This is a genomic window from Nonomuraea guangzhouensis, assembly GCF_019396345.1.
GTDB classification, from domain to species: domain Bacteria; phylum Actinomycetota; class Actinomycetes; order Streptosporangiales; family Streptosporangiaceae; genus Nonomuraea; species Nonomuraea guangzhouensis.
On record NZ_JAHKRM010000005.1, the window covers coordinates 37,280 to 55,270 of the forward strand.

At 70.8% G+C, this 17,991-nt stretch carries 17 protein-coding genes; 9 read left to right on the top strand and 8 right to left on the bottom strand.

From position 1 onward, the window contains the following. The first annotated feature begins 37 nt into the window (after positions 1-37). Both purB and KME78_RS67100 read left to right on the top strand, forming a co-directional pair. The gene (gene purB, locus KME78_RS10880) at positions 38-1,468 is read left to right on the top strand and encodes an adenylosuccinate lyase (RefSeq protein WP_219528705.1); all 1,431 of its coding nucleotides are present in this window, start codon (positions 38-40) and stop codon (positions 1,466-1,468) included. Then, the gene (locus KME78_RS67100; RefSeq protein WP_219528706.1) at positions 1,465-2,238 is read left to right on the top strand and encodes a GNAT family N-acetyltransferase; all 774 of its coding nucleotides are present in this window, start codon (positions 1,465-1,467) and stop codon (positions 2,236-2,238) included. Before purB ends, KME78_RS67100 begins: the two co-directional genes overlap by 4 nt. 31 nt (positions 2,239-2,269) lie before the next feature. On the opposite strand, the gene KME78_RS10890 is transcribed toward KME78_RS67100, so the two are convergent. Together KME78_RS10890 and KME78_RS10895 are read right to left on the bottom strand one after the other, a co-directional pair. Beyond that, positions 2,270-2,536, bottom strand: coding sequence for a protealysin inhibitor emfourin (locus KME78_RS10890; RefSeq protein ID WP_219528707.1), 267 nt, complete (start codon positions 2,534-2,536; stop codon positions 2,270-2,272). 134 nt (positions 2,537-2,670) lie between these two features. Continuing rightward, a complete protein-coding gene (locus KME78_RS10895) occupies positions 2,671-3,747 on the bottom strand; it encodes a M4 family metallopeptidase (RefSeq protein WP_219528708.1) in 1,077 nt (358 codons plus the stop codon). A gap of 190 nt (positions 3,748-3,937) precedes the next feature. Between KME78_RS10895 and KME78_RS66045 the strand changes: the two genes are divergently transcribed. From KME78_RS66045 to KME78_RS10915, 4 genes are all read left to right on the top strand, one after another. After that, a complete protein-coding gene (locus KME78_RS66045; RefSeq protein WP_281428690.1) occupies positions 3,938-4,945 on the top strand; it encodes a DUF4037 domain-containing protein in 1,008 nt (335 codons plus the stop codon). A gap of 61 nt (positions 4,946-5,006) precedes the next feature. Beyond that, entirely contained in the window at positions 5,007-6,059 is a 1,053-nt protein-coding gene (locus KME78_RS10905) for a class I SAM-dependent methyltransferase (protein ID WP_219528710.1), read from the top strand. A gap of 69 nt (positions 6,060-6,128) precedes the next feature. Then, positions 6,129-6,782, top strand: coding sequence for a TetR/AcrR family transcriptional regulator (locus KME78_RS10910; RefSeq protein WP_219528711.1), 654 nt, complete (start codon positions 6,129-6,131; stop codon positions 6,780-6,782). Continuing rightward, the gene (locus tag KME78_RS10915) at positions 6,779-7,078 is read left to right on the top strand and encodes a DUF6204 family protein (protein ID WP_308126921.1); all 300 of its coding nucleotides are present in this window, start codon (positions 6,779-6,781) and stop codon (positions 7,076-7,078) included. Before KME78_RS10910 ends, KME78_RS10915 begins: the two co-directional genes overlap by 4 nt. 262 nt (positions 7,079-7,340) lie before the next feature. On the opposite strand, the gene KME78_RS10920 is transcribed toward KME78_RS10915, so the two are convergent. After that, positions 7,341-8,093, bottom strand: a complete 753-nt coding sequence (locus KME78_RS10920; protein ID WP_219528713.1) for a MerR family transcriptional regulator — start codon at positions 8,091-8,093, stop codon at positions 7,341-7,343. A gap of 71 nt (positions 8,094-8,164) precedes the next feature. Between KME78_RS10920 and KME78_RS10925 the strand changes: the two genes are divergently transcribed. Both KME78_RS10925 and KME78_RS10930 read left to right on the top strand, forming a co-directional pair. Beyond that, positions 8,165-9,118 carry a MerR family transcriptional regulator gene (locus KME78_RS10925; protein WP_219528714.1) on the top strand — a complete coding sequence of 318 codons (954 nt, stop codon included), beginning with the start codon at positions 8,165-8,167 and terminating at the stop codon, positions 9,116-9,118. After that, positions 9,115-9,627 (top strand): hypothetical protein, encoded by a 513-nt coding sequence (locus KME78_RS10930; RefSeq protein ID WP_219528715.1) that lies wholly within the window; start codon positions 9,115-9,117, stop codon positions 9,625-9,627. The genes KME78_RS10925 and KME78_RS10930 overlap by 4 nt, the downstream gene beginning before the upstream one ends. 317 nt (positions 9,628-9,944) lie before the next feature. On the opposite strand, the gene KME78_RS10935 is transcribed toward KME78_RS10930, so the two are convergent. The 3 genes from KME78_RS10935 to KME78_RS10945 form a co-directional block, all read right to left on the bottom strand. Further along, positions 9,945-10,955, bottom strand: a complete 1,011-nt coding sequence (locus KME78_RS10935; RefSeq protein WP_219528716.1) for a tyrosine-type recombinase/integrase — start codon at positions 10,953-10,955, stop codon at positions 9,945-9,947. A gap of 65 nt (positions 10,956-11,020) precedes the next feature. Further along, positions 11,021-12,550, bottom strand: coding sequence for a helix-turn-helix domain-containing protein (locus KME78_RS10940; protein WP_219528717.1), 1,530 nt, complete (start codon positions 12,548-12,550; stop codon positions 11,021-11,023). A 16-nt stretch (positions 12,551-12,566) separates the two neighbouring features. Beyond that, complete coding sequence (locus tag KME78_RS10945) at positions 12,567-14,270, bottom strand: enoyl-CoA hydratase-related protein (RefSeq protein ID WP_219528718.1); 1,704 nt, start codon at positions 14,268-14,270, stop codon at positions 12,567-12,569. Positions 14,271-14,529: 259 nt separating this feature from the next. Between KME78_RS10945 and KME78_RS10950 the strand changes: the two genes are divergently transcribed. Next, positions 14,530-15,453 (top strand): hypothetical protein, encoded by a 924-nt coding sequence (locus tag KME78_RS10950; protein WP_219528719.1) that lies wholly within the window; start codon positions 14,530-14,532, stop codon positions 15,451-15,453. Here KME78_RS10950 and KME78_RS10955 read toward each other — a convergent pair. Together KME78_RS10955 and KME78_RS10960 are read right to left on the bottom strand one after the other, a co-directional pair. Continuing rightward, entirely contained in the window at positions 15,433-16,686 is a 1,254-nt protein-coding gene (locus KME78_RS10955; RefSeq protein WP_219528720.1) for an amidohydrolase, read from the bottom strand. The two genes, KME78_RS10950 and KME78_RS10955, sit on opposite strands and share 21 nt — an antisense overlap. Positions 16,687-16,832: 146 nt before the next feature. Continuing rightward, positions 16,833-17,861, bottom strand: a complete 1,029-nt coding sequence (locus tag KME78_RS10960; protein ID WP_219528721.1) for an Lrp/AsnC family transcriptional regulator — start codon at positions 17,859-17,861, stop codon at positions 16,833-16,835. Positions 17,862-17,991: the final 130 nt, after the last annotated feature.

The following is a 17,991-nucleotide window of genomic DNA, read 5'->3' on the forward strand; positions in this document are numbered from 1 at the left end:
CCGTGCGGGCGGAGCTGTGTGAATAGACTTGTGCGACGTGACTTCCAAGCCGCGTATCCCTGATGTCCTGGCCGCCCGTTATGCCTCTGCGGAGCTGGCCCGGTTGTGGTCTCCCGAGTACAAGGTGGTCGCCGAGCGGCGGCTGTGGCTGGCGGTGTTGCGGGCGCAGGCGGAGCTGGGGGTCGCGGTTCCCGAGGAGGCGGTGGCCGACTACGACAAGGTGGTCGAGCAGGTCGATCTGGCGTCGATCGCGGCGCGGGAGCGGGTGACGCGGCACGATGTGAAGGCGCGCATCGAGGAGTTCAACGCGCTGGCCGGGCACGAGCAGGTGCACAAGGGCATGACCTCGCGCGATCTGACGGAGAACGTCGAGCAGTTGCAGGTGCGTGACAGTCTGCTGCTGGTGCGGGATCGGGTGGTGGCGTTGCTGGCCCGGCTGGCGACGCTGGCCGAGGAGCATGAGGCGACGGTGATGGCGGGCCGTTCGCACAATGTGGCGGCGCAGGCCACGACGCTGGGCAAGCGGTTCGCGTCGGCGGCCGATGAGCTGCTGGTGGCTTTCCGCCGCTTGGAGGAGCTGATCGCCCGTTATCCGCTGCGTGGGATCAAGGGGCCGGTGGGGACGGCTCAGGACATGCTGGATCTGCTGGACGGGGATCGCGGGAAGCTGGCGGAGCTGGAGGGGCGGGTGGCCGCGCATCTGGGGTTCGAGCGGCGTTTCACCAGTGTGGGGCAGGTCTATCCGCGGTCGCTGGATTTCGAGGTGGTTTCGGCTCTGGTGCAGTTGGCGGCGGCGCCGTCGTCGCTGGCCAAGACGATCCGGTTGATGGCCGGGCATGAGCTGGTGACCGAGGGGTTCCAGGAGGGGCAGGTCGGTTCGTCGGCGATGCCGCACAAGATGAACACGCGCTCGTGTGAGCGGGTGAACGGTCTGACGGTGGTGTTGCGGGGTTACGCCTCGATGGTGGGCGAGCTGGCGGGCGATCAGTGGAACGAGGGTGATGTGTCGTGTTCGGTGGTGCGCCGGGTGGCGTTGCCGGACGCGTTCTTCGCCTTCGACGGGCTGGTGGAGACGATGTTGACGGTCCTGGATGAGTTCGGGGCGTTCCCGGCGGTGATCTCGGCTGAGCTGGATCGGTATCTGCCGTTCCTGGCGACGACGAAGATGCTGATGGCGGCGGTACGCGCGGGGGTGGGGCGTGAGCAGGCGCACGAGCTGATCAAGGAGCACGCGGTGGCGGCGGCGCTGGCGATGCGTTCGCGGGGCGCGGCCAACGAGTTGCTGGATCGGCTGGCGGCCGATGAGCGTTTCCCGGTGGATCGGGCGGGCCTGGAGGCGCTGCTGGGTGATCGGGTGTCGTTCACCGGTGCGGCGGCTGACCAGGTGGAGGCGGTGTCGCAGGCGGTGGGCGAGGTCGTGGCGGCCCATCCGGAGGCGGCGGCCTATCGGCCGGGCTCGATTCTGTGATCGTTGAGCTTGCGCGGCTGGATCAGGTGCGGTCGGTGTGCGGTGATGACGATCTGCTGATGTGGGCGGCGCAGGGGTTATCGGGTGGCGTGCGGGCGTGGGCGCTGGGTGATGGGGTGGTGGTGGCTTCGCCGGGGGTCTCGCGTCATGACCGGCTGGCGGTGTGGGGTGGTGCGGCGTGTGTGACGGAGCTGGTGCGGCATGCGCTGGCGGAGGTGGGTCCGTCGTATCGGCCGTTCGGTGATGTGGAGTTGATGGCGGATGTGACGGCGAAGGTCGCGGGGTTGGAGGTGGCGGGCACGTTCTGCTGGATGAGCCTGCCCGGCCTCCCCGCCCCGGCTTCAGACGCGGGCGCGGTGAGTGGGCTCTGGGACGCGTCGCAGGGTGGCTGGTTGGGGCCGGGGGCGGACGCGGAGGTGGCCGGGTTGCTGGCGGCCGCCGCGCCGCGGTCGTATGCGGCGCCCGGTATGGCCGGGGTGCGGCGCTGGGCGGGGGTCTGGATGGAGGAGGCGGGGCACAGGGTGTTGGCGGCGGTGGCGGCTGATGCGTGGAGTGCTCCGTCGGTCGGGTTCTTGGCGGGGGTGGCGACGGCTGCCCGGTTTCGCGGGCGGGGGCTGGCGGAGCGGCTGTGCCGGTGGGTGTCGGGTGAGCTGGTGGCGGCGCGGGGCAGGGCGGCGCTGATGGTGGATGAGGACAACCGGGCGGCGATCGGGGTTTATGAGCGGATCGGTTATCGCCGTAGAGCGGTCATGGCGTCGCAGGTGACGTAGGCGTGGCCGGCTCCGGGAAAGGTTTGTGGTTTTAGAAGGGGGTGGCGTGGCGGAGTAGCTCGGTGAGCAGGGGGCGCAGGGCGGCGGGGACGTCGGGTTCGGTGAGTTCGGTGGTCTGGTCGCCGGTGGGGTGGTGGACGGTGAGCCGGTAGCGGGGCTGGGCCGCCGTGGCGGGGGTGGCGGCGGGTTCGGCGGCGCTGAGGGCGGTCAGGACGCTGCGCAGGTCGTCGTCCAGGTCGGTGTCGAGGGTGACGTGGCGGCGCAGGCCGGTGAAGCCGCCGCTGGTTTCGAGCGTCACGCGCATGGCGTCCCTTCCGGCGGATGGTTCGTCTTTCACGGTACGCGGGACAGACTCCGCACGGGTCTGTGGCGGGTATCGTCGCGGAACCCTCGCGGGATGCCGCGCCGGCAGGCCCGTGCGGAGAGCGTGGGTTACCAGAATCCCTGCTGCCGGGCGGCGCCGCGGACGGTCTGGGGGGACTGGCGGGGGACGAGGTTGTTGCGGGCCAGGATGCGGGCCTGGGCGACGGCGACGGTGGCGGCGTCGGTGAACTTGGCGTTGGGCCACAGGTTCTGCAGGGTCTGGTACATGATCAGGGTGGCGGCGTCGAGGCCGATGTCCTGGCTGATGAGGTAGAACCAGCGGTTGGTGATGCCGGACATGATGTGGGGGTCGGCGGGTTCGAAGTAGCCGGACATGTCGCGGGGTTGCGGGTCGCGGCCCATGAGGGGGTTGTCGAAGGCGGTGCCGGGTTCGGCCATGTTGCGCAGTGCTTCGCCGTAGAGGTCGTCGGCCATGATCTCGTCGCCGATGAGCCAGTTGTGGGTGTGGGCGTCGTGGTTGTTGGCGTAGGCGTCGATGGCGGTGCCGAGCATGTCGCTGAAGGATTCGTTGAGGGCGCCGCTCTGGTCGTTGGTGTAGTTGAGGTTGGCGCTGAACTGGGTGACGCCGTGGGTGAGTTCGTGGGCGCACACGTCGGCGCTGGCGGTCAGGTCCTTGAAGACCAGGCCGCTGCCGTTGCCGAACACCATGCGCAGGCCGGCGTCGTCCCAGAAGGCGTTGTCGAAGCCGACGCCGAAGTTGACGTTGGCGACGAGGTTGAGTCCGGCGTTGTCGATGGAGTCGCGGCCGAGTTTGTCTTTGTAGTAGGTGCGGACGATGCCGAGGTAGTCGTAGGCGTCGTTGGCGTTCTGGGCGCCGACGGCGGGGTCTCCTTCGCCGCGGATGAAGGTGACGTCGAAGGTCCACTGGTTGAGGTCGTCGTAGATGAGGCGGCCGGCGGTGCCGGGTTTGGGGATGGTGAGTCCGGGTGGGACGGTTTCGGGTTCGGCGGTGAGGCGTTGCTGTTCGCCCAGGGGCAGGGCCTCGGGGCTGCGACGGCCGCGGCGGAACTGGGCGGAGACGACCGCTGAGCGCTGGGCGGAGGCGGGTTCGGCGCTCTGTTGTGCCTGGACTTTGGCGATGTGGTCGAGGACGTGGGGCGGGACGAAGCTGCAGCGATATGCCATGGCGCAACCCTTGTGCCGGGGGTGGTTGTGACGTTTCCACGTAAGCGGGGGCCGGTGGGGGCGCGCATCGGTGGTGGTCTCAGGGCTATCCCTAGGGCCGTCTGGAGGGTGGCTGGAAAATCGGATGAGGTTCGCCAGGTGGTCAGGCAGAGTTGACGGTGTGATGTCCGATTTTGTGCCTGGTATTGAGTTGTCCCGAGCCTTTTATGCCGAGGTGGTGGCGCCGCTGGTGGAGCGGGTGCCGCATAGTGCCGCGTTGATCGGGCCGGGGTCGGAGGTGCTGGCGTTCGACACGGGCCGGTCCGCTGATCATGACTGGGGTCCGCGGGTGCTGGTGTTCGTGGAGCCGCAGGCGGTGGCGGAGGTGGAGGCGCGGGTGCTGGCCGGGCTTCCGGAGCGGTTTCGGGGGCTGGCGACGGTGTTCGACTATCACGGTGCGCTGCGGCCGGGGGTGGTGGTCGACGATCTGGAGGCTTGGCTGGTGGGGCGGCTGGGGTTCGATCCGCGGCGGGGGGTGTCGCTGCTGGATTGGCTGTCGGTGCCGTGGCAGAGCCTGGCGGAGGTGACGTCGGGGGAGGTGTTCCATGACGGGCTGGGCGGGTTGGAGGCGGCTCGGGCGGCGTTGCGCTGGTATCCGGGGGATGTGTGGCGTTATGTGCTGGCGTGTCAGTGGCGGCGTATCGCGCAGGAGGAGCCTTTTCCCGGCCGGTCGGGTGAGGTGGGCGATGAGCTCGGCTCGGCCGTCGTGGGGGCGCGGCTGAGCCGGGAGGTGATGCGGCTGGCGCTGCTGTTGCGCCGCCGCTACCCGCCGTACGCCAAGTGGCTGGGCAGCGCTCTGGCGCGGATGCCCGGTTCGACGGAGCTGGGGGAGTCGCTGGGGCTGGCGGTGGCCGCCCGGTCGTGGCGGGAGCGGGAGGACGGGCTGGCCGCGGCCTACGGGCGGCTGGCGGCGTTGCAGAACCGGGTGGGGCTGGCCGAGCCGCTGGATGAGCGGGTGCGCGGTTTTCATGATCGGCCGTTCCGGGTGATCGGGGGTGATCGGTTCGCGCAGGCGTTGCTGGGGTCGGTGTCGGATCCGGTGATCAGGGGGTTGCCGGTGGTGGGGTGTGTGGATCAGCTGTCGGACTCGGTGGATCTGCTGCTGGAGCCGGGCCGGGCCCGGGCGGTGACGGCGGCGGCGCTCGGCCTGGGCGCCTGACAGGTGTTTGCCTCCTTCTGCCGGGTAGCGGGACCCGACGAACGGAAAGCACGAGAGCGTCATGAGCACGAAAACCGACGAGTTCGCCGACCGCCTGTTCCACGCGGCGCTCGGCGCGATAGAGGTCCTGTCGGTGCACATCGGTGACCGGCTGGGCTGGTATCGCGCGCTGGCCGAGCACGGTCCGGCCGATCCCGGTGAGCTGGCCGCCCGCGCGGGCGGCCACGAGCGCTACGCCAGGGAGTGGCTCGAACAGCAGGCCGCGTGCGGCATCTTGGAGGTCACCGCCGATGGGCGTTTCGCGCTGCCCGGCGGCGCGGCGGAGGTGCTGACCGACTCCTCCAGCCTGGCCTACCTCGCGCCGCTGGCGCGGATGCTGACCAGCGCCGCCGTGCAGATGCCCGCTCTGCTGGAGGCCTACCGGGGTGGTGGCGGGGTCGGCTGGGCGAGCTTCGGCGAGGACATGCGCGAGTCCCAGGCGGACCTGAACCGGCCGTGGTTCGAGCGCGCGCTGCCGCAGGCCATCGCGGGCGTGCCCGGCCTGGACGCAGTTCTGCGCCGTCCCGGGGCCCGCATCGCCGACCTCGGCTGCGGCGCCGGGTGGTCGACGATCGCGCTGGCCAGGGCCTATCCCGAGGCCACGGTGGAGGGCGTCGACATCGACGGCCCGTCCGTCGAGCTGGCCGCGCGCAACGCCGCGAGCGCCGGTGCCGGGCCCGGCGTCACCTTCCGCCAGGGGGATGCCGCCCTGCTCGGTGAGGATCGCTACGACGCCGTGTTCGCCTTCGAGTGCGTGCACGACATGCCGCGACCGGTGCAGACGCTGGCGGCGGCGCGGCGCGCGGTCGTGCCCGGTGGGGCGGTGGTGGTGATGGACGAGGCAGTGGGTGAGCGCTTCGCCGGGCCCGCCGATGAGGTGGAGCGGCTGATGTACGGCTTCAGCCTGCTGATCTGCCTGCCGGACGGGATGAGCGACCCGCCTTCGGCCGCCACGGGAACGGTGATGCGGCCGGACACGCTGCGCCGGTACGCGCGCGAGGCCGGGTTCGCCGACCTGGAAGTCCTGCCGATCGAGGACTTCGGATTCTGGCGCTTCTACCGCCTCATCCCCTGACAGCGAAACTGCACTCAACCCCAAAAATGCAATGGACTTGAAGTTTGGGGTTGGGTTAAGTTGTTCCGCATGTCCGAGGGGTTGCGGGAACGCAAGAAGCAGCAGACGCGCCGCCGCATCCGCGACGTGGCCACCGCCCTGTTCGTGGAACGCGGCTTCGAGCACGTCACGATCGCCGAGGTCGCCGCGGCGGCCGAGGTGTCCGTCAACACCGTCTACAACTACTTCCAGACCAAGGAGGACCTCGTCCTGCCGCCCGATGAGGCCTCACCCCATCGCCTGGCCGACATCGTGCGCCGGCGCCCCGCCGGGCAGGCCGCCGTGCCCGCGGTGCTGGAGCACCTGCGTGCGGAGGTACGGCGACGCGACCGCAAGATGGGCCTGACCGAGGGGTTCGGCCGCGTCCTGGAGATGATGCGCGCCGCCCCCACCCTCACCGCCCGCCTGGGCGACCTCGGGCAGCAGATGACCGACGAACTGGCCGCCGTCCTGGCCGAGGAGACCGGCGCCGCGCCCGGCGACCCGCTGCCGCGCATGGTGGCCTGGCACATCGGCGGCTTCCACGCGCTGGTGTACGCCGAGATCGGCAAGCGCACCGCGGCCGGCGACAGCGCCGACGACATCGCCCCGGCCGTGCTGGAACTCCTGGACGTCTTCGAGGACCTGCTCGGAGAACGCCTGCTCACCTACGCTCCACGAAAGGACCGACCTTGTTCAGAGTGATGATCCGCGGCAAGTTCGACGCCCTGGACGACACCGCCCGTGAGGCCGTACGGGCCGCGGGGAACGCCGCCTTCACCGAGGCCGGGACGTTCACCCACGACCAGAGCGTGTCGTCGTTCACCTTCCGCTGCCAGGTCCCCGCGGGACCCGACGACGGCGAGAACGAGGCCACCAGGGCGGCGATGGCGGCCCTGGACGCGCACGGCCACCCGTATCAGCTGCTGCACGTCGCGGTGACGGACATGCGCGACATCAAGATCCGCCGCAAGGGACATCCCAGGACCACCTCGGGCTGATCCCCGGAGCGGCCGGCCGAGGTCACAGCCACTCCGGTGTCGTTGCCCGGGCCGCGGAGGGTAAGGACGCTCACGTAACGGCGGCCGGCCACGTGCGGGGTCAGAGGCCGTTTTCCTGGAGGCCCCCGGCCACGTGCGGCGGGGGGCGGGTGACCCATGCTTGCCGTAAAACGGCGAAAAAGCCGTCACCTGGCAGCGGGACACAAGCCCGCGCGGAACGGACGCCTCAGTGGCGAGCGGCGGCGAAGCGGGAGTGGGTGGTTCAGCGGCGGGCGTTGGCGGTGATGGCGAGGCGGAAGTAGGCGGCCAGGCCCGGCACCTGGCCGTCGAAATACGCCGTGAACCGCGGATCCATCACATACAACTCACCCAGCCCCCGATGGATCTCATACGTGCAGGTGTAGAACCACCGGCTGATATGACCGCGATGACGCTCGGCTACCTCCATCGCCGCCGCCCCGTCCGGCGGCAGCCCCGCCTCGAACACCGCCACCAGATCGCCCAGCACGGCCGCCGCCTCGGCCTTGAGCCGCAGCCAGTCGGCCTTGGTGTAGGCGGCGACCCGGCGGCGGCTCTGCTCGTACTGCTCGCCGCCGCCCCAGCGCCGCTCCACCTCCGCCTCGTGATCCTCCGGCCGGAAGCCGCCGAACACCTCCAAGCGTTCGGCCGGGGTGAGCGCGACGCTCATCGTGCGCGCCTCCATCGCCCGCTCCACCGCGGCGATCACCTCGCTGAGCCGCTCGGACTTGCGGACCAGCAGCTCATGCTGGCGGCGCAGGTGCGTCAGCTCGTCGGCGCGCGGCTCGTCCAGGATGACGGCGATCTCCTCCAGCGCGAAACCCAGCTCCCGATACAGCAGCACCTGCTGCAGCCTGATCAGATCCGCCTCGGTGTAACGACGGTAGCCGGCCGAGCTCCGCTCACCCGGGCAGAGCAGGCCGACCTCGTCATAGTGATGCAGCGTGCGCACGGTGACGCCGGCCAGCCGCGACACCTGCCCCACGGACAAACTCATGACACCACCATGAACCCTCACGTTACGTCAGGCGCAACCCCCGGCTGGACTCTCCCACCGAGGGAGGGCCCATGCTGGGGGACGTGGACGAGGATCTCCTGCCGATCGGGCAGTTCGCCCAGCTTGCCCGGTTGAGCGTGAAGCAGTTGCGGCACTACGACGAGATCGGGCTGCTGCGGCCCGCCTGCGTGGACGCCGCCACCGGCTACCGCTACTACCGCGCCGCACAGGCCCGCACGGCGCTGTCGATCGGGCTGCTGCGCTCACTCGATGTGCCGCTGCCCGTCGTGGGCCAGGTCCTGTCCGGCAGCCAAGACGCCCTGGAGTCCGTACGCGACTCGCTGGAGGCCGAACTGGCCCGGCGGCGGCGCGCCCTGGCGTCACTGGAACGCGTCATGGCCGACGGCCTGCCCGCCACCCAGGTCCGCATCGTCACCGTACCGGCGTACCGCGTCGCCCTCATCCGCGAACGCGCCGGCGGCCCGTCCGACATCGCCCGCGCCACCAGCGCCGCCGCCTCACGCCTGGTGGCCGGCATGTACCGGGCGGCTGACGCGGGCGCCGGACCACACCTCGCGCACGCCGACGCCGCGCAGACCGGAGACGGCTCGTCACCCGCGCACGCCGATGCCAGGTGGTCCTCCGGCCAGGCGTCTGCCCGGGCCGCTGACACGCATCCGGGCGGGACTGCAGTGGCAACGGGCGGGCCGCAGTTGATCGGGCTGTTCCCCCTCGACCTGAGCGACGCCTTCGACGTGGCCGTCGCGCTCGTCCTGCACGACGGCTGGGAGGCCGGCGGGGAAGCGCGGGTGGACGTGCTGCCCGGGGGCACGTTCGCCGCCGCCACCCACATCGGCCCCTACGACCAGATCTCCCTGACCGCCCACGCCGTCCTGGCCTGGTGCGCCGAACGCCGCCACCCCATGCGCGGCCCCATCCGCGAGGTGTACGTGTCTGACCCGGCTCGCACCCCGCCCGATGAGTTGATCACCCACCTGATGATCCCTTTGGAGGAAGAGTCATGAACGCCGAACTGACCACCCACGGCCCGGTCACCTGCCTGAACGTCACCGGCCTCGGCGAGCCCGGTGGCAGCGAGCACCTGTCGGCCATCGGCGCTCTGTTCACCGTCGCCGGCGCGATGGGCGGCCCCGGCGGGCCGCTGGAGGGCCTGTGGTGGGTGGAGGACGAGCGGCCCGGGCTTGAGGTGCCGCGCGAGCAGTGGCGCTGGCACCTGCTGCTGCCCCTGGCCGCCGCGCCAGAACCGGGACGGCTGGAGCAGGCCCGCGAGTCCGTGCGCGCTACCGGGGCGGCGGTGGACCGGGTGCGCGTGTCCGTCTTCACCGAAGGACAGTGCGTGGAGATCCTGCACCACGGCCCCTTCAGCGAGGAACACCTGTCGCTGAAGGTCATGCAGGAGTTCATGGACGAGCATGCGCTGGTGCCCAACGGGCCGCACCACGAGGTGTACCTGACGGCCTTCGACGACCCCGACCCGCGCACGGTGCTGCGCCAGCCTGTACGCCCGGCTTGAGGCTCATCTGGGGGCGCCTTCGACGGCGCGATGTGAGCATCTCCGGCACTGTGATCAACGCCAGGTTCTGCGCCACCTCGCAGGCGACGCAGAACGAGCCCGTCCTGTGTGTGCCGGGCGGTTACAGCGGCGTGGTGGCGTTCGGGACGCGGGGCGTGTTCGCGGGCAACCCGCCGTCCTTGGCGCTGCCGGAGCGAATTCGGGGAGTCGAGGGAGCCGAGGGAGAACGTCGAGGCGAGCGGCGGCCACCTCGGCACCGCTCACCGGTGCGGAGCCCGCCGCGGTGCCTGCGTGACCCACCCGTCCGGCCGGCCCGGTCACCGCTCCGGGTCGGCCCGCTTCAGCAGCGGGTGTGCCCGCATCGCCCCCTCCAGTTCGCCCGGCAGCTCATCGCGGTAGCGGCCCAGCGTCGACAGGTCGCTGTGGCCCAGCACCCGCCGCACCGCGTCCATGTCCACCGCGTCGGCCAGCAGATGTGTGGCCGTCGTATGCCGCAGCCCGTGTGGCGTCACCGACCGGCGCTGGCCGGCCTCCACCCGCTGCTGCACCCGGTCGATCACCGCCTGCACGTCACCTCGCGCCAGCCGGCGCCCCCGCCATGACAGCAGCAGCGCCTTGTCCGGCAGCGGCGCCCGCTCCCGCGTCAGGTAGGCCTCCAGCGCCAGCGTCACATCGCGGGGGAGTGGCACATCCCGGGTGCGGCCGCCCTTGCCGAAGATGCGCCAGTAACGCATTCCGTCGTTGGTGTAGAAGTCCTCGACGTTGGCTCGTACCAGCTCCGAGACCCGGGGTCCCATCGTCGACAGCAGCAACACGATCAGCGCGTCGCGCAACTCGGTGCGCTGGTCTCGCCGCCCCCGTGCCGGGGTCTCGCCCGCTGACCGGGCCGCGCCGATCAGTCCTTGTGCCTGCTCGCGGGTCAGCGCCCGTCGCTCCGGCCGTAGCCCGCCGCGTTCTCTGGCCGTGACCGTCGAGTGCGTCATCGGGTTGATCTGCACCCAGCCCGCCAGCGTGGCGTGCTTGAACAGGGCCGAGATCGAGCGGCGGAAGCGGGCCTGCGACGAGGGGCTCTGCCCGCCGCCGGCCGCCGGGCGCCGCCCGTCGGGCTTGCGGGCGAACGCGAGCAAGATCGCGTCGACGTCCTCGCCCGACAGGTCGTCGAGCACCGTCGACTCCCCGGCCAGCCTCACCAGTGTCGCCACGTCGCGCGCGTAGAGCTCGGCTGTGGCCTGCGACAGCGCCCCCGTGAGTGTTCTGGCCCGCACCAGCTCCACATAGCGATCGGCTGCCTGGACCACCGTCAGCCGATCGAGCTCAGCAGGCCGCACCGTCCCCCCTCACGCTGGAAGATCTCCATCACAGGCAGACGGTAGCGGGCCCCACCGACAGAAAATCAGATGTCGCGGAACGTCTCGATCCGCGCGCCCAGGGCGTTGAGCCGCTCGGCCAGGTCCTCGTACCCGCGGTTGATGACGTACACGTTGCGCAGCACCGAGGTGCCTTCGGCCGCCATCATCGCCAGCAGGACGACCACCGCCGGGCGCAGCGCCGGTGGGCACATCATCTCCGCGCTGCGCCAGCGCGTGGGTCCCTCCACCAGGACGCGATGCGGATCCAGGAGTTTGACCGAGGCGCCGAGCCGGGTCAGTTCGGTCAGGTAGATGGCGCGGTTGTCGTAGACCCAGTCATGGATGAGCGTCGAGCCCTGCGCCGTGGCCGCGATCGCGGCGAAGAACGGGACGTTGTCGATGTTGAGTCCGGGGAACGGCATGGGGTGGATCTTGTCGATGGGGGAGACCAGCTTGGAGGGCCGCACCGTGAGGTCCACCAGCCGGGTGCGGCCGTTGGCCGCCGGGTATTCGCCGCCCCGGTCGTGGTCGAGGCCCATCTCCTCCAGCACCGCCAGCTCGATCTCCAGGAACTCCACCGGGACCCGGCAGATCGTCAGCTCCGAGGAGGTCACCACGGCCGCCGCCAGCAGGCTCATCGCCTCGACCGGGTCTTCTGAGGGGGAGTAGTCGACGTCGCACTCGATGGAGGCCACGCCGTGCACGGTCAGCGTCGTCGTGCCGACGCCTTCCACGCGCACGCCCAGCTCCTCCAGGAAGAAGCACAGGTCCTGGACCATGTAGTTGGAGGAGGCGTTGCGGATCACCGTCACGCCGTCGTGCCGGGCCGCGGCCAGCAGCGCGTTCTCCGTCACGGTGTCGCCGCGCTCGGTCAGGACGATCGCCCGTGAGGGCGACACGCCCCGGTCCACCTGCGCGTGGTAGAAACCGCCTGTCGCGGTGATGTCCAGCCCGAAGTGCCGCAGCGCCGACATGTGCGGTTGTACGGTGCGTGTGCCCAGGTCGCAGCCGCCCGCGTACGGAATCCTGAACTCCTCCGCGCGATGCATCAGCGGCCCCAGGAACATGATCACGCTTCTGGTGCGGCGGGCCGCCTCGGTGTCCATCGCCTCCAGTTCCAGCCGGGCCGGAGGGACGATCTCCAGGTCGCTGCCCTCGTTGATCCACCGCGCCCGCACGCCGATCGAGGCGAGCACTTCCAGGATCCGGTACACCTCTTCGATCCGGGCCACCTTGCGCAGGATCGTCCGGCCGGAGGTCAGCAGGGACGCGCACAGCAGTGCCACGCACGCGTTCTTGGAGGTCTTCACGTCGATGCTGCCCGACAGCCGTCGTCCGCCCACCACGCGCAGGTGCATCGGCCCGGAGTAGCCCAGGGAGACGATTTCGCTGTCGAGCGCCTCGCCGATGCGCGCGATCATCTCAAGACTGATGTTCTGGTTGCCGCGCTCGATGCGGTTGACCGCGCTCTGGCTGGTGGCCAGAGCGTCCGCCAGCTGCAGCTGGGTCCAACCACGGTGCTGGCGGGCGTCGCGGATGAGCCGGCCGATCCGTACGAGATAGTCATCAGTCATAACACGACAACATATCTCACATATGAGATGCTGCTGCGACGGGCCCCGCCGACGCGCCGGACAACTCCCGGTGAACCGCGAGGTGCTCCGGCGTCGCCACCACCTTACGCTTGTGCACGAACGCCTGACGCGCCTGCCGGAATCCGTTGCGGTCGTCGAACATGTCCCGGCTCATCTCGGCCAGTTCCTCCACCCGGTAGGCCTCCAGGGGTTTGCGCCGCTCGTCGACCTCCTGCGCCTGGCGTTTGATCTCCAGCAGCCGCCCGTAGTCGTCGCCGGCCGCCAGGTGCTCGGCGTACTCCAGCACCGACCGTTCGAACTCCAGGCGCGAGCCGGGCAGCAGCCGGTCGGCCAGCCCCAGCTCCACCGCCTGCGCCGCGCTGATCGGCAGCGCATCGCCGGTCAGCCGCCCCGCGACCACCGCGCCCACGCGGCGGGGCAGCACGTACGTCCAGTACTCCGACCCGAACAGCCCCATCGTCCGATAGTGCGGGTTCAGCACCACGCCCTCGCGCACCAGCACCCGATCGGCGCCCAGCCCCATCATCACGCCGCCCGCGCCCGCGTTGCCGCCCACCGACGTCACCACCAGCTGCCCCGTGCACGTGATCACCTCGCGGCACACCTGGTTGATCGCGTTGATGTTCGTCCAGGCCTCCAGTTCGGGGTGGCGCGCCGCCTCGATCACGTTGAGGTGGATGCCGTTGGAGAACACCTCGCCGCCCCGTACCACCAGCACGCGGGTGTCCTGGGCCGTCGCGTACCGCAGCGCCGAGGCCAGGCGGCGGCACTGCTCGCTGGACATCGCGCCGTTGTAGAAGTCGAAACTCACCACCCCCACGGCGTCGCTGCGGTCGTAGGTCACCTCGCTGTAGCCCGGGCGCTCCTCCAGCCCGGTCACCCGCTCGCCCAGGACGGTCGCCGCCGGCAGCTTGATCGCGCCTGGCTCCTCCACCCGCAGGTGCCCCACCCACACCGTGCCGTCGCCGGTGTGCACCAGCACCGCGCCCTCACGCCGCGCCGCCACCGTGCCCGGCGTCCCGGCCAGCACCGGACCCCGGTAGACGTCGAAGATCCGCATCATCCGCCCGTCCAGCATCACCCGCCCACCGGGCGCCCCGTCGGCCGAACGGACCCGCCGCAGCACCGCGTCGGTGCTCTGCGACCAGGAGAACTCTCGGTCGGCATGCCGCATCGCCGCCCGCAGCCGCCCGCGCACCTGCGGCGAACGGTAATCCAGCGGCACCGGCACGAAGGCGGCGTCCATCGCCTTGGCCGCCACCTCCACCACCAGCTCCACCGCCGCGTCGGCCACCGGCCCGTTGTACAGGGCGGACTTACGCGGCGGCTCGGCCGGCATCGCGAAGGTCCGATATCCCCAGATCGGCCCGGCGTCCATCTCCTCCACCGCCTGCAGCGCCGTCACGCCCCACTCCTGCTCGGCGTCGGCGATCGCCCAGTCCAGCGACGAGGGACCCCGGTCGCCGGGCGGCCCCGGGTGGATGATGATCGTGCGGTGGTTCTGCCACAGAAGCGCCGGCACCTTCTCCTTCAGGAACGGGCAGATGATCAGGTCGGGTTTGGCCAGCTGGGCCGCCTCGACCATCACCTGCTCCGAGACGGCCAGCTCGACGGTGACGTCGTGACCCGCCCGGCGCAGTTCCAGCCAGGCACGCTGGGTCAGGCCGTTGAAGGAGGAGCAGAGCAGCAGGATGCGCAACGGAGGACTTCTTTCAGGCGGTCGTTCGAAGGGGACGGGGGCCCGCCGTGTGCGGGCCCGGGGGAGGGGGCCGGCTGGGGGTCGGCTCAGCCGGGCGAACCCGGGCCCGGGTGATCCCAGGAGTCCCGGATGTTTACGGCAGTCCCATATGGCCCGTACATGCCATCGATGCTGACACGAACCTGCAAGTGCTGATGACACATCTCCGCAAAATTCCGCCCGGACCAGCCCCAAATGACCCGCTTTGTCGGAATTGAATGTGGGGGATAGGCGCCCGCACGCCCCGCCCAGCCCCAACCGCCCAGCCCAGCACCCGACCGAAACCCCGCCCGGCACCCACCCGACGCCCGCTCGACGCCGCGGCTGGCACGTGCGCACAGGGCGGCGGTTGCGCCCCTCCCGCCCCGGCCTGTCGGACGCGGTGACGGCCTGCTCGCCAGCCGGTGTCCCGGCCGTCACCGGCCTGGACCGCGCACCTCAGACCGTTCACGCCGCCCAGCGGGATGACCTGCCCGTCTCACCATCCGGCAGGGCGACCCTCCTCGACGACCACCCGCCCCACGGCGCCTACAACCTGGCCGGCGCCGTCGCCGTCGTCCACCACGCCGACCACCGCCAAGCCTTCGGTGCCCCAGCCCGCCTCCCCGCGCCCGGCGGCCGCCGGGCGGTGATCGGGCCGGGCAAGGACTGCTCGACCCTCGCCCACACCCTCACGCTCGCCGACCGGACCGTCACACCGGCCAGGCCGTCACACCCTCCGGCTCGCCGGCCGGGCCATCTGCCGCACGTCCCCGACGCGCTGCGGTCGCGTGCGGCGACCGATGACCGCAGCGCGGGGATGCCCGCCATGGACCCGGCCACGCCGTGGCCGGAGATCGCCCGGGTGGCTGGAGTACGGCAGCTGGGCTTCAGCGCCGAGACGGCCCTGGGTCGGCACGCTCAACTGGCCGTTCCCGACGAGGCGTTACCTGGACGCGTTACCACGACGACGATGACGCGACGCGCTGCCCAGGCGCGCTACCCGGACGCGCTACCCAGGCGCCGCTACGCGCCTGCTGCTCCTGCGCCGCTGCACGCTGGTCCGGGGCGAACCCCGATGATGACTCTCCTACGGGACACGGTCAAAGGCCCGGCTACCCGCCGCGGGCGTGAGGGCCGCGGCTCAATCGCGGCGGATGAGTGATTCCAGGACGTCGATCCCGATCGGGATCGACTCCTCCCGCACCTCGAAGGTCGCACTGTGATGGGGACCCGGGCTGCCGGCCCCGACCATCAGGTAGGCGCCCTGGCCGCCGCGTTCCTGCACATGCCGGATGAGCAGGTTGGCATCGTCGCTTCCCGCATAGGGCCGGGTCCGGATCACCTCCACGATGTCGGGGTGGGCCTTGGCCGCCTCGACGATGCGCTCGACCAGCTCCTCGTCGGGGGTCACGGTCGTGGAGCGGCCCATCACGGCCAGCGCCGCCCCCACGCCCTGCGCGCGGGCCGCCCCTTCCACGATGGAGGCGATCCGGTCCACCAGCTCGTCGGCGACCTCGTCGACGGTGGCGCGCGCCTCGCACGTCATCACCGCCGTGGACGGCACGATGTTCACCCCGTCACCGGCGACGAGCGTGCCGACATTGAGCCGGGTGTCGGCGGAGCTGAAGCGCGGGATCGCCATGATGGCCAGCGCCGACATGGCGGCGGCCAGCAGCGCGTTGCGCCCGGTCTCCGGCGAGCCGGCGGCGTGGGAGGCCTCGCCGGTGAAGTCGACTTTCAGCTTGCGGGTGGCCAGGCCGCCGGTGAAGCTGCCCACGACCGAGCCGACGGCCATGTCGCCCGCCATGTGCACGGCGAGCATGGTGTCGATGCCGTCGGCGACGCCAGCGTCGATCATCGTCTGCGCTCCCCGTACCCCCTCTTCGGCGGGCTGGAACAAGATCCGCAGCGAGCCCGCGAAGTCACGGTCGGCCAGACGGTGCAGCAGGCCCACGCCGATGGTGGCGTGCGCGTCATGGCCGCACGCGTGCATCGCGCCGTTGACCGAGGCGAAGCCGTGGGCGGCCGGGAAGTGCGCCGGATCGGCGGACTCGCGCATCGGCAGCGCGTCGATGTCGACCCGCAGACCCCATCGCGGGCCCGGCCGCAGCCCGGCCACGTCGACGACCAGCGCGGTGCCGTGCTTGCGGAAGTAGCGGGCGCGCTCGGCCGCGACGCCGGACTCGATCGCGCGAGCCTCCCATGCGTCGAGCGTGCGCGGCGAGGGGTAGTTCACCACGGGGGAGAGGTCGTGGGCGTCCTTTCCGGTCAAGACGGTCACCGGCAGGCCGTCGATGGCCTCGGTGATCCGGGCGGCCGTCCCGATCTCCAGGAACGCGGGTTCCGGATTCCGGTGCAGTTCTCGCCTGAACGCCTTGAGCTGCGCGAAGTCCACGAGACCTCTTTCTCTTCCACGATGATCAGCGGCCCGGCGGGCGCCTCGCACATGCTAGGTACGGCGCCGCGAACCGGGGCCCACCGCGCGCGATCCTGCATGAAACACCAGATTTCCGCGCAGAGTCCGCATGAAGTCGCCCGGTGCTAGTCCTCGAACACCGGCTGTCCGCCGACCGGCACGTACCGAAGGCGCCGGCTGTCCAGGTCGAGGATGTAGCCCGTGCGCTTGGCGATCCTTGGCACGATCCACCGGTCCTTGACCAGCACCTTCGGGAACGCCGAGGCGACCCGGCCCTCGATCTCGTCCAGCTCCTGCAGGTTGTGCAGCCACAGGAAGACCGCCAGGTTGGCCTCGCCGGTCACCGACGCGCACATCCGCACGTGGTTGAGCGAGCGCAGCGAGGCGACGAGGCGTTCCAGATCGTGGTGCTGGACGTCGAGCCACAGCACCGCCGCCGCCGACCAGCCCATCAGGGTGTGCGCGAAGTCGACGCGCCATCTGACCCAGTTCGCCGCGAGCAGCGCGTCGATGTCGCGGGAGATCACCGTGATCGAGCGGCCCAGCTCACGCTGCATGTCGGCGGCGGTACGGCGTACGTCCGTGCTGAGCGCGGCGACGACGTCGCGGTAGGCGGGCTTGCGGTGTTCGGGCGGTTCGGAGGGCCGCAGCAGGCGCAACGCCTCGGCTTGGTCGTCGGAGAGCATGTTGAGCCGCCAGCCCGACCCTTCGAGGAAGATGCGCCGCAGGTAGTGGGTCCGGGTGCCGACGATGCCGGGGATCACGGCGATGTGCTCGTCGATGTAGCGATCCATGGACAGCAGGCTGTGCGTGGAGATCATGACGTACAGGTCGCGGGGACCCGAGGTGCAGTGCACGCTGAAGATCGGCCCCTGCCGGCCGAGCTCGGCGATCACGTCGGCGCGCCGGCCCGGGGTGCACCGGATCTCCACCAGCGCCGAGATCTCCCGCTCGGCCGAGCGCGGCCCGTCGCCCTCGAAGCAACTCGTCCACGCCTGCCGCTGCTGTGTGAGCGCCGACCAGCGGCGGGAGATCGTCGACGGGTCGACCCGCAAGATCCTGCCGAGATGGGCCCAGGAGACCCGCGGATGGATCTGCAGTGCGTTGATGATCTGAAAGTCGAGCCCGTCCACCATGCCGTCTATCATGCACATAAAGGGACGATCTGCCCACAATCGTGCATATCCGTCGCGGGTGTCGCCACCTGAACACCCGGCGACCCGGCCGGCGGCAGGCGGCCTTCCAGAGTTCGCCCACTGTTCCTCTTTTGGCAGTGAGACGGAC

Bases quoted from the DNA above. Each gene is read 5' to 3' on its own strand.
- KME78_RS10920 (WP_219528713.1), bottom strand. From the start codon at position 8,093: ATGAGTTTGTCCGTGGGGCAGGTGTCGCGGCTGGCCGGCGTCACCGTG.
- KME78_RS10910 (WP_219528711.1), top strand. From the start codon at position 6,129: ATGTCCGAGGGGTTGCGGGAACGCAAGAAGCAGCAGACGCGCCGCCGC.
- KME78_RS10905 (WP_219528710.1), top strand. From the start codon at position 5,007: ATGAGCACGAAAACCGACGAGTTCGCCGACCGCCTGTTCCACGCGGCG.
- KME78_RS10960 (WP_219528721.1), bottom strand. From the start codon at position 17,861: ATGTGCATGATAGACGGCATGGTGGACGGGCTCGACTTTCAGATCATC.
- KME78_RS10930 (WP_219528715.1), top strand. From the start codon at position 9,115: ATGAACGCCGAACTGACCACCCACGGCCCGGTCACCTGCCTGAACGTC.
- KME78_RS10940 (WP_219528717.1), bottom strand. From the start codon at position 12,550: ATGACTGATGACTATCTCGTACGGATCGGCCGGCTCATCCGCGACGCC.
- KME78_RS10925 (WP_219528714.1), top strand. From the start codon at position 8,165: ATGCTGGGGGACGTGGACGAGGATCTCCTGCCGATCGGGCAGTTCGCC.
- KME78_RS10895 (WP_219528708.1), bottom strand. From the start codon at position 3,747: ATGGCATATCGCTGCAGCTTCGTCCCGCCCCACGTCCTCGACCACATC.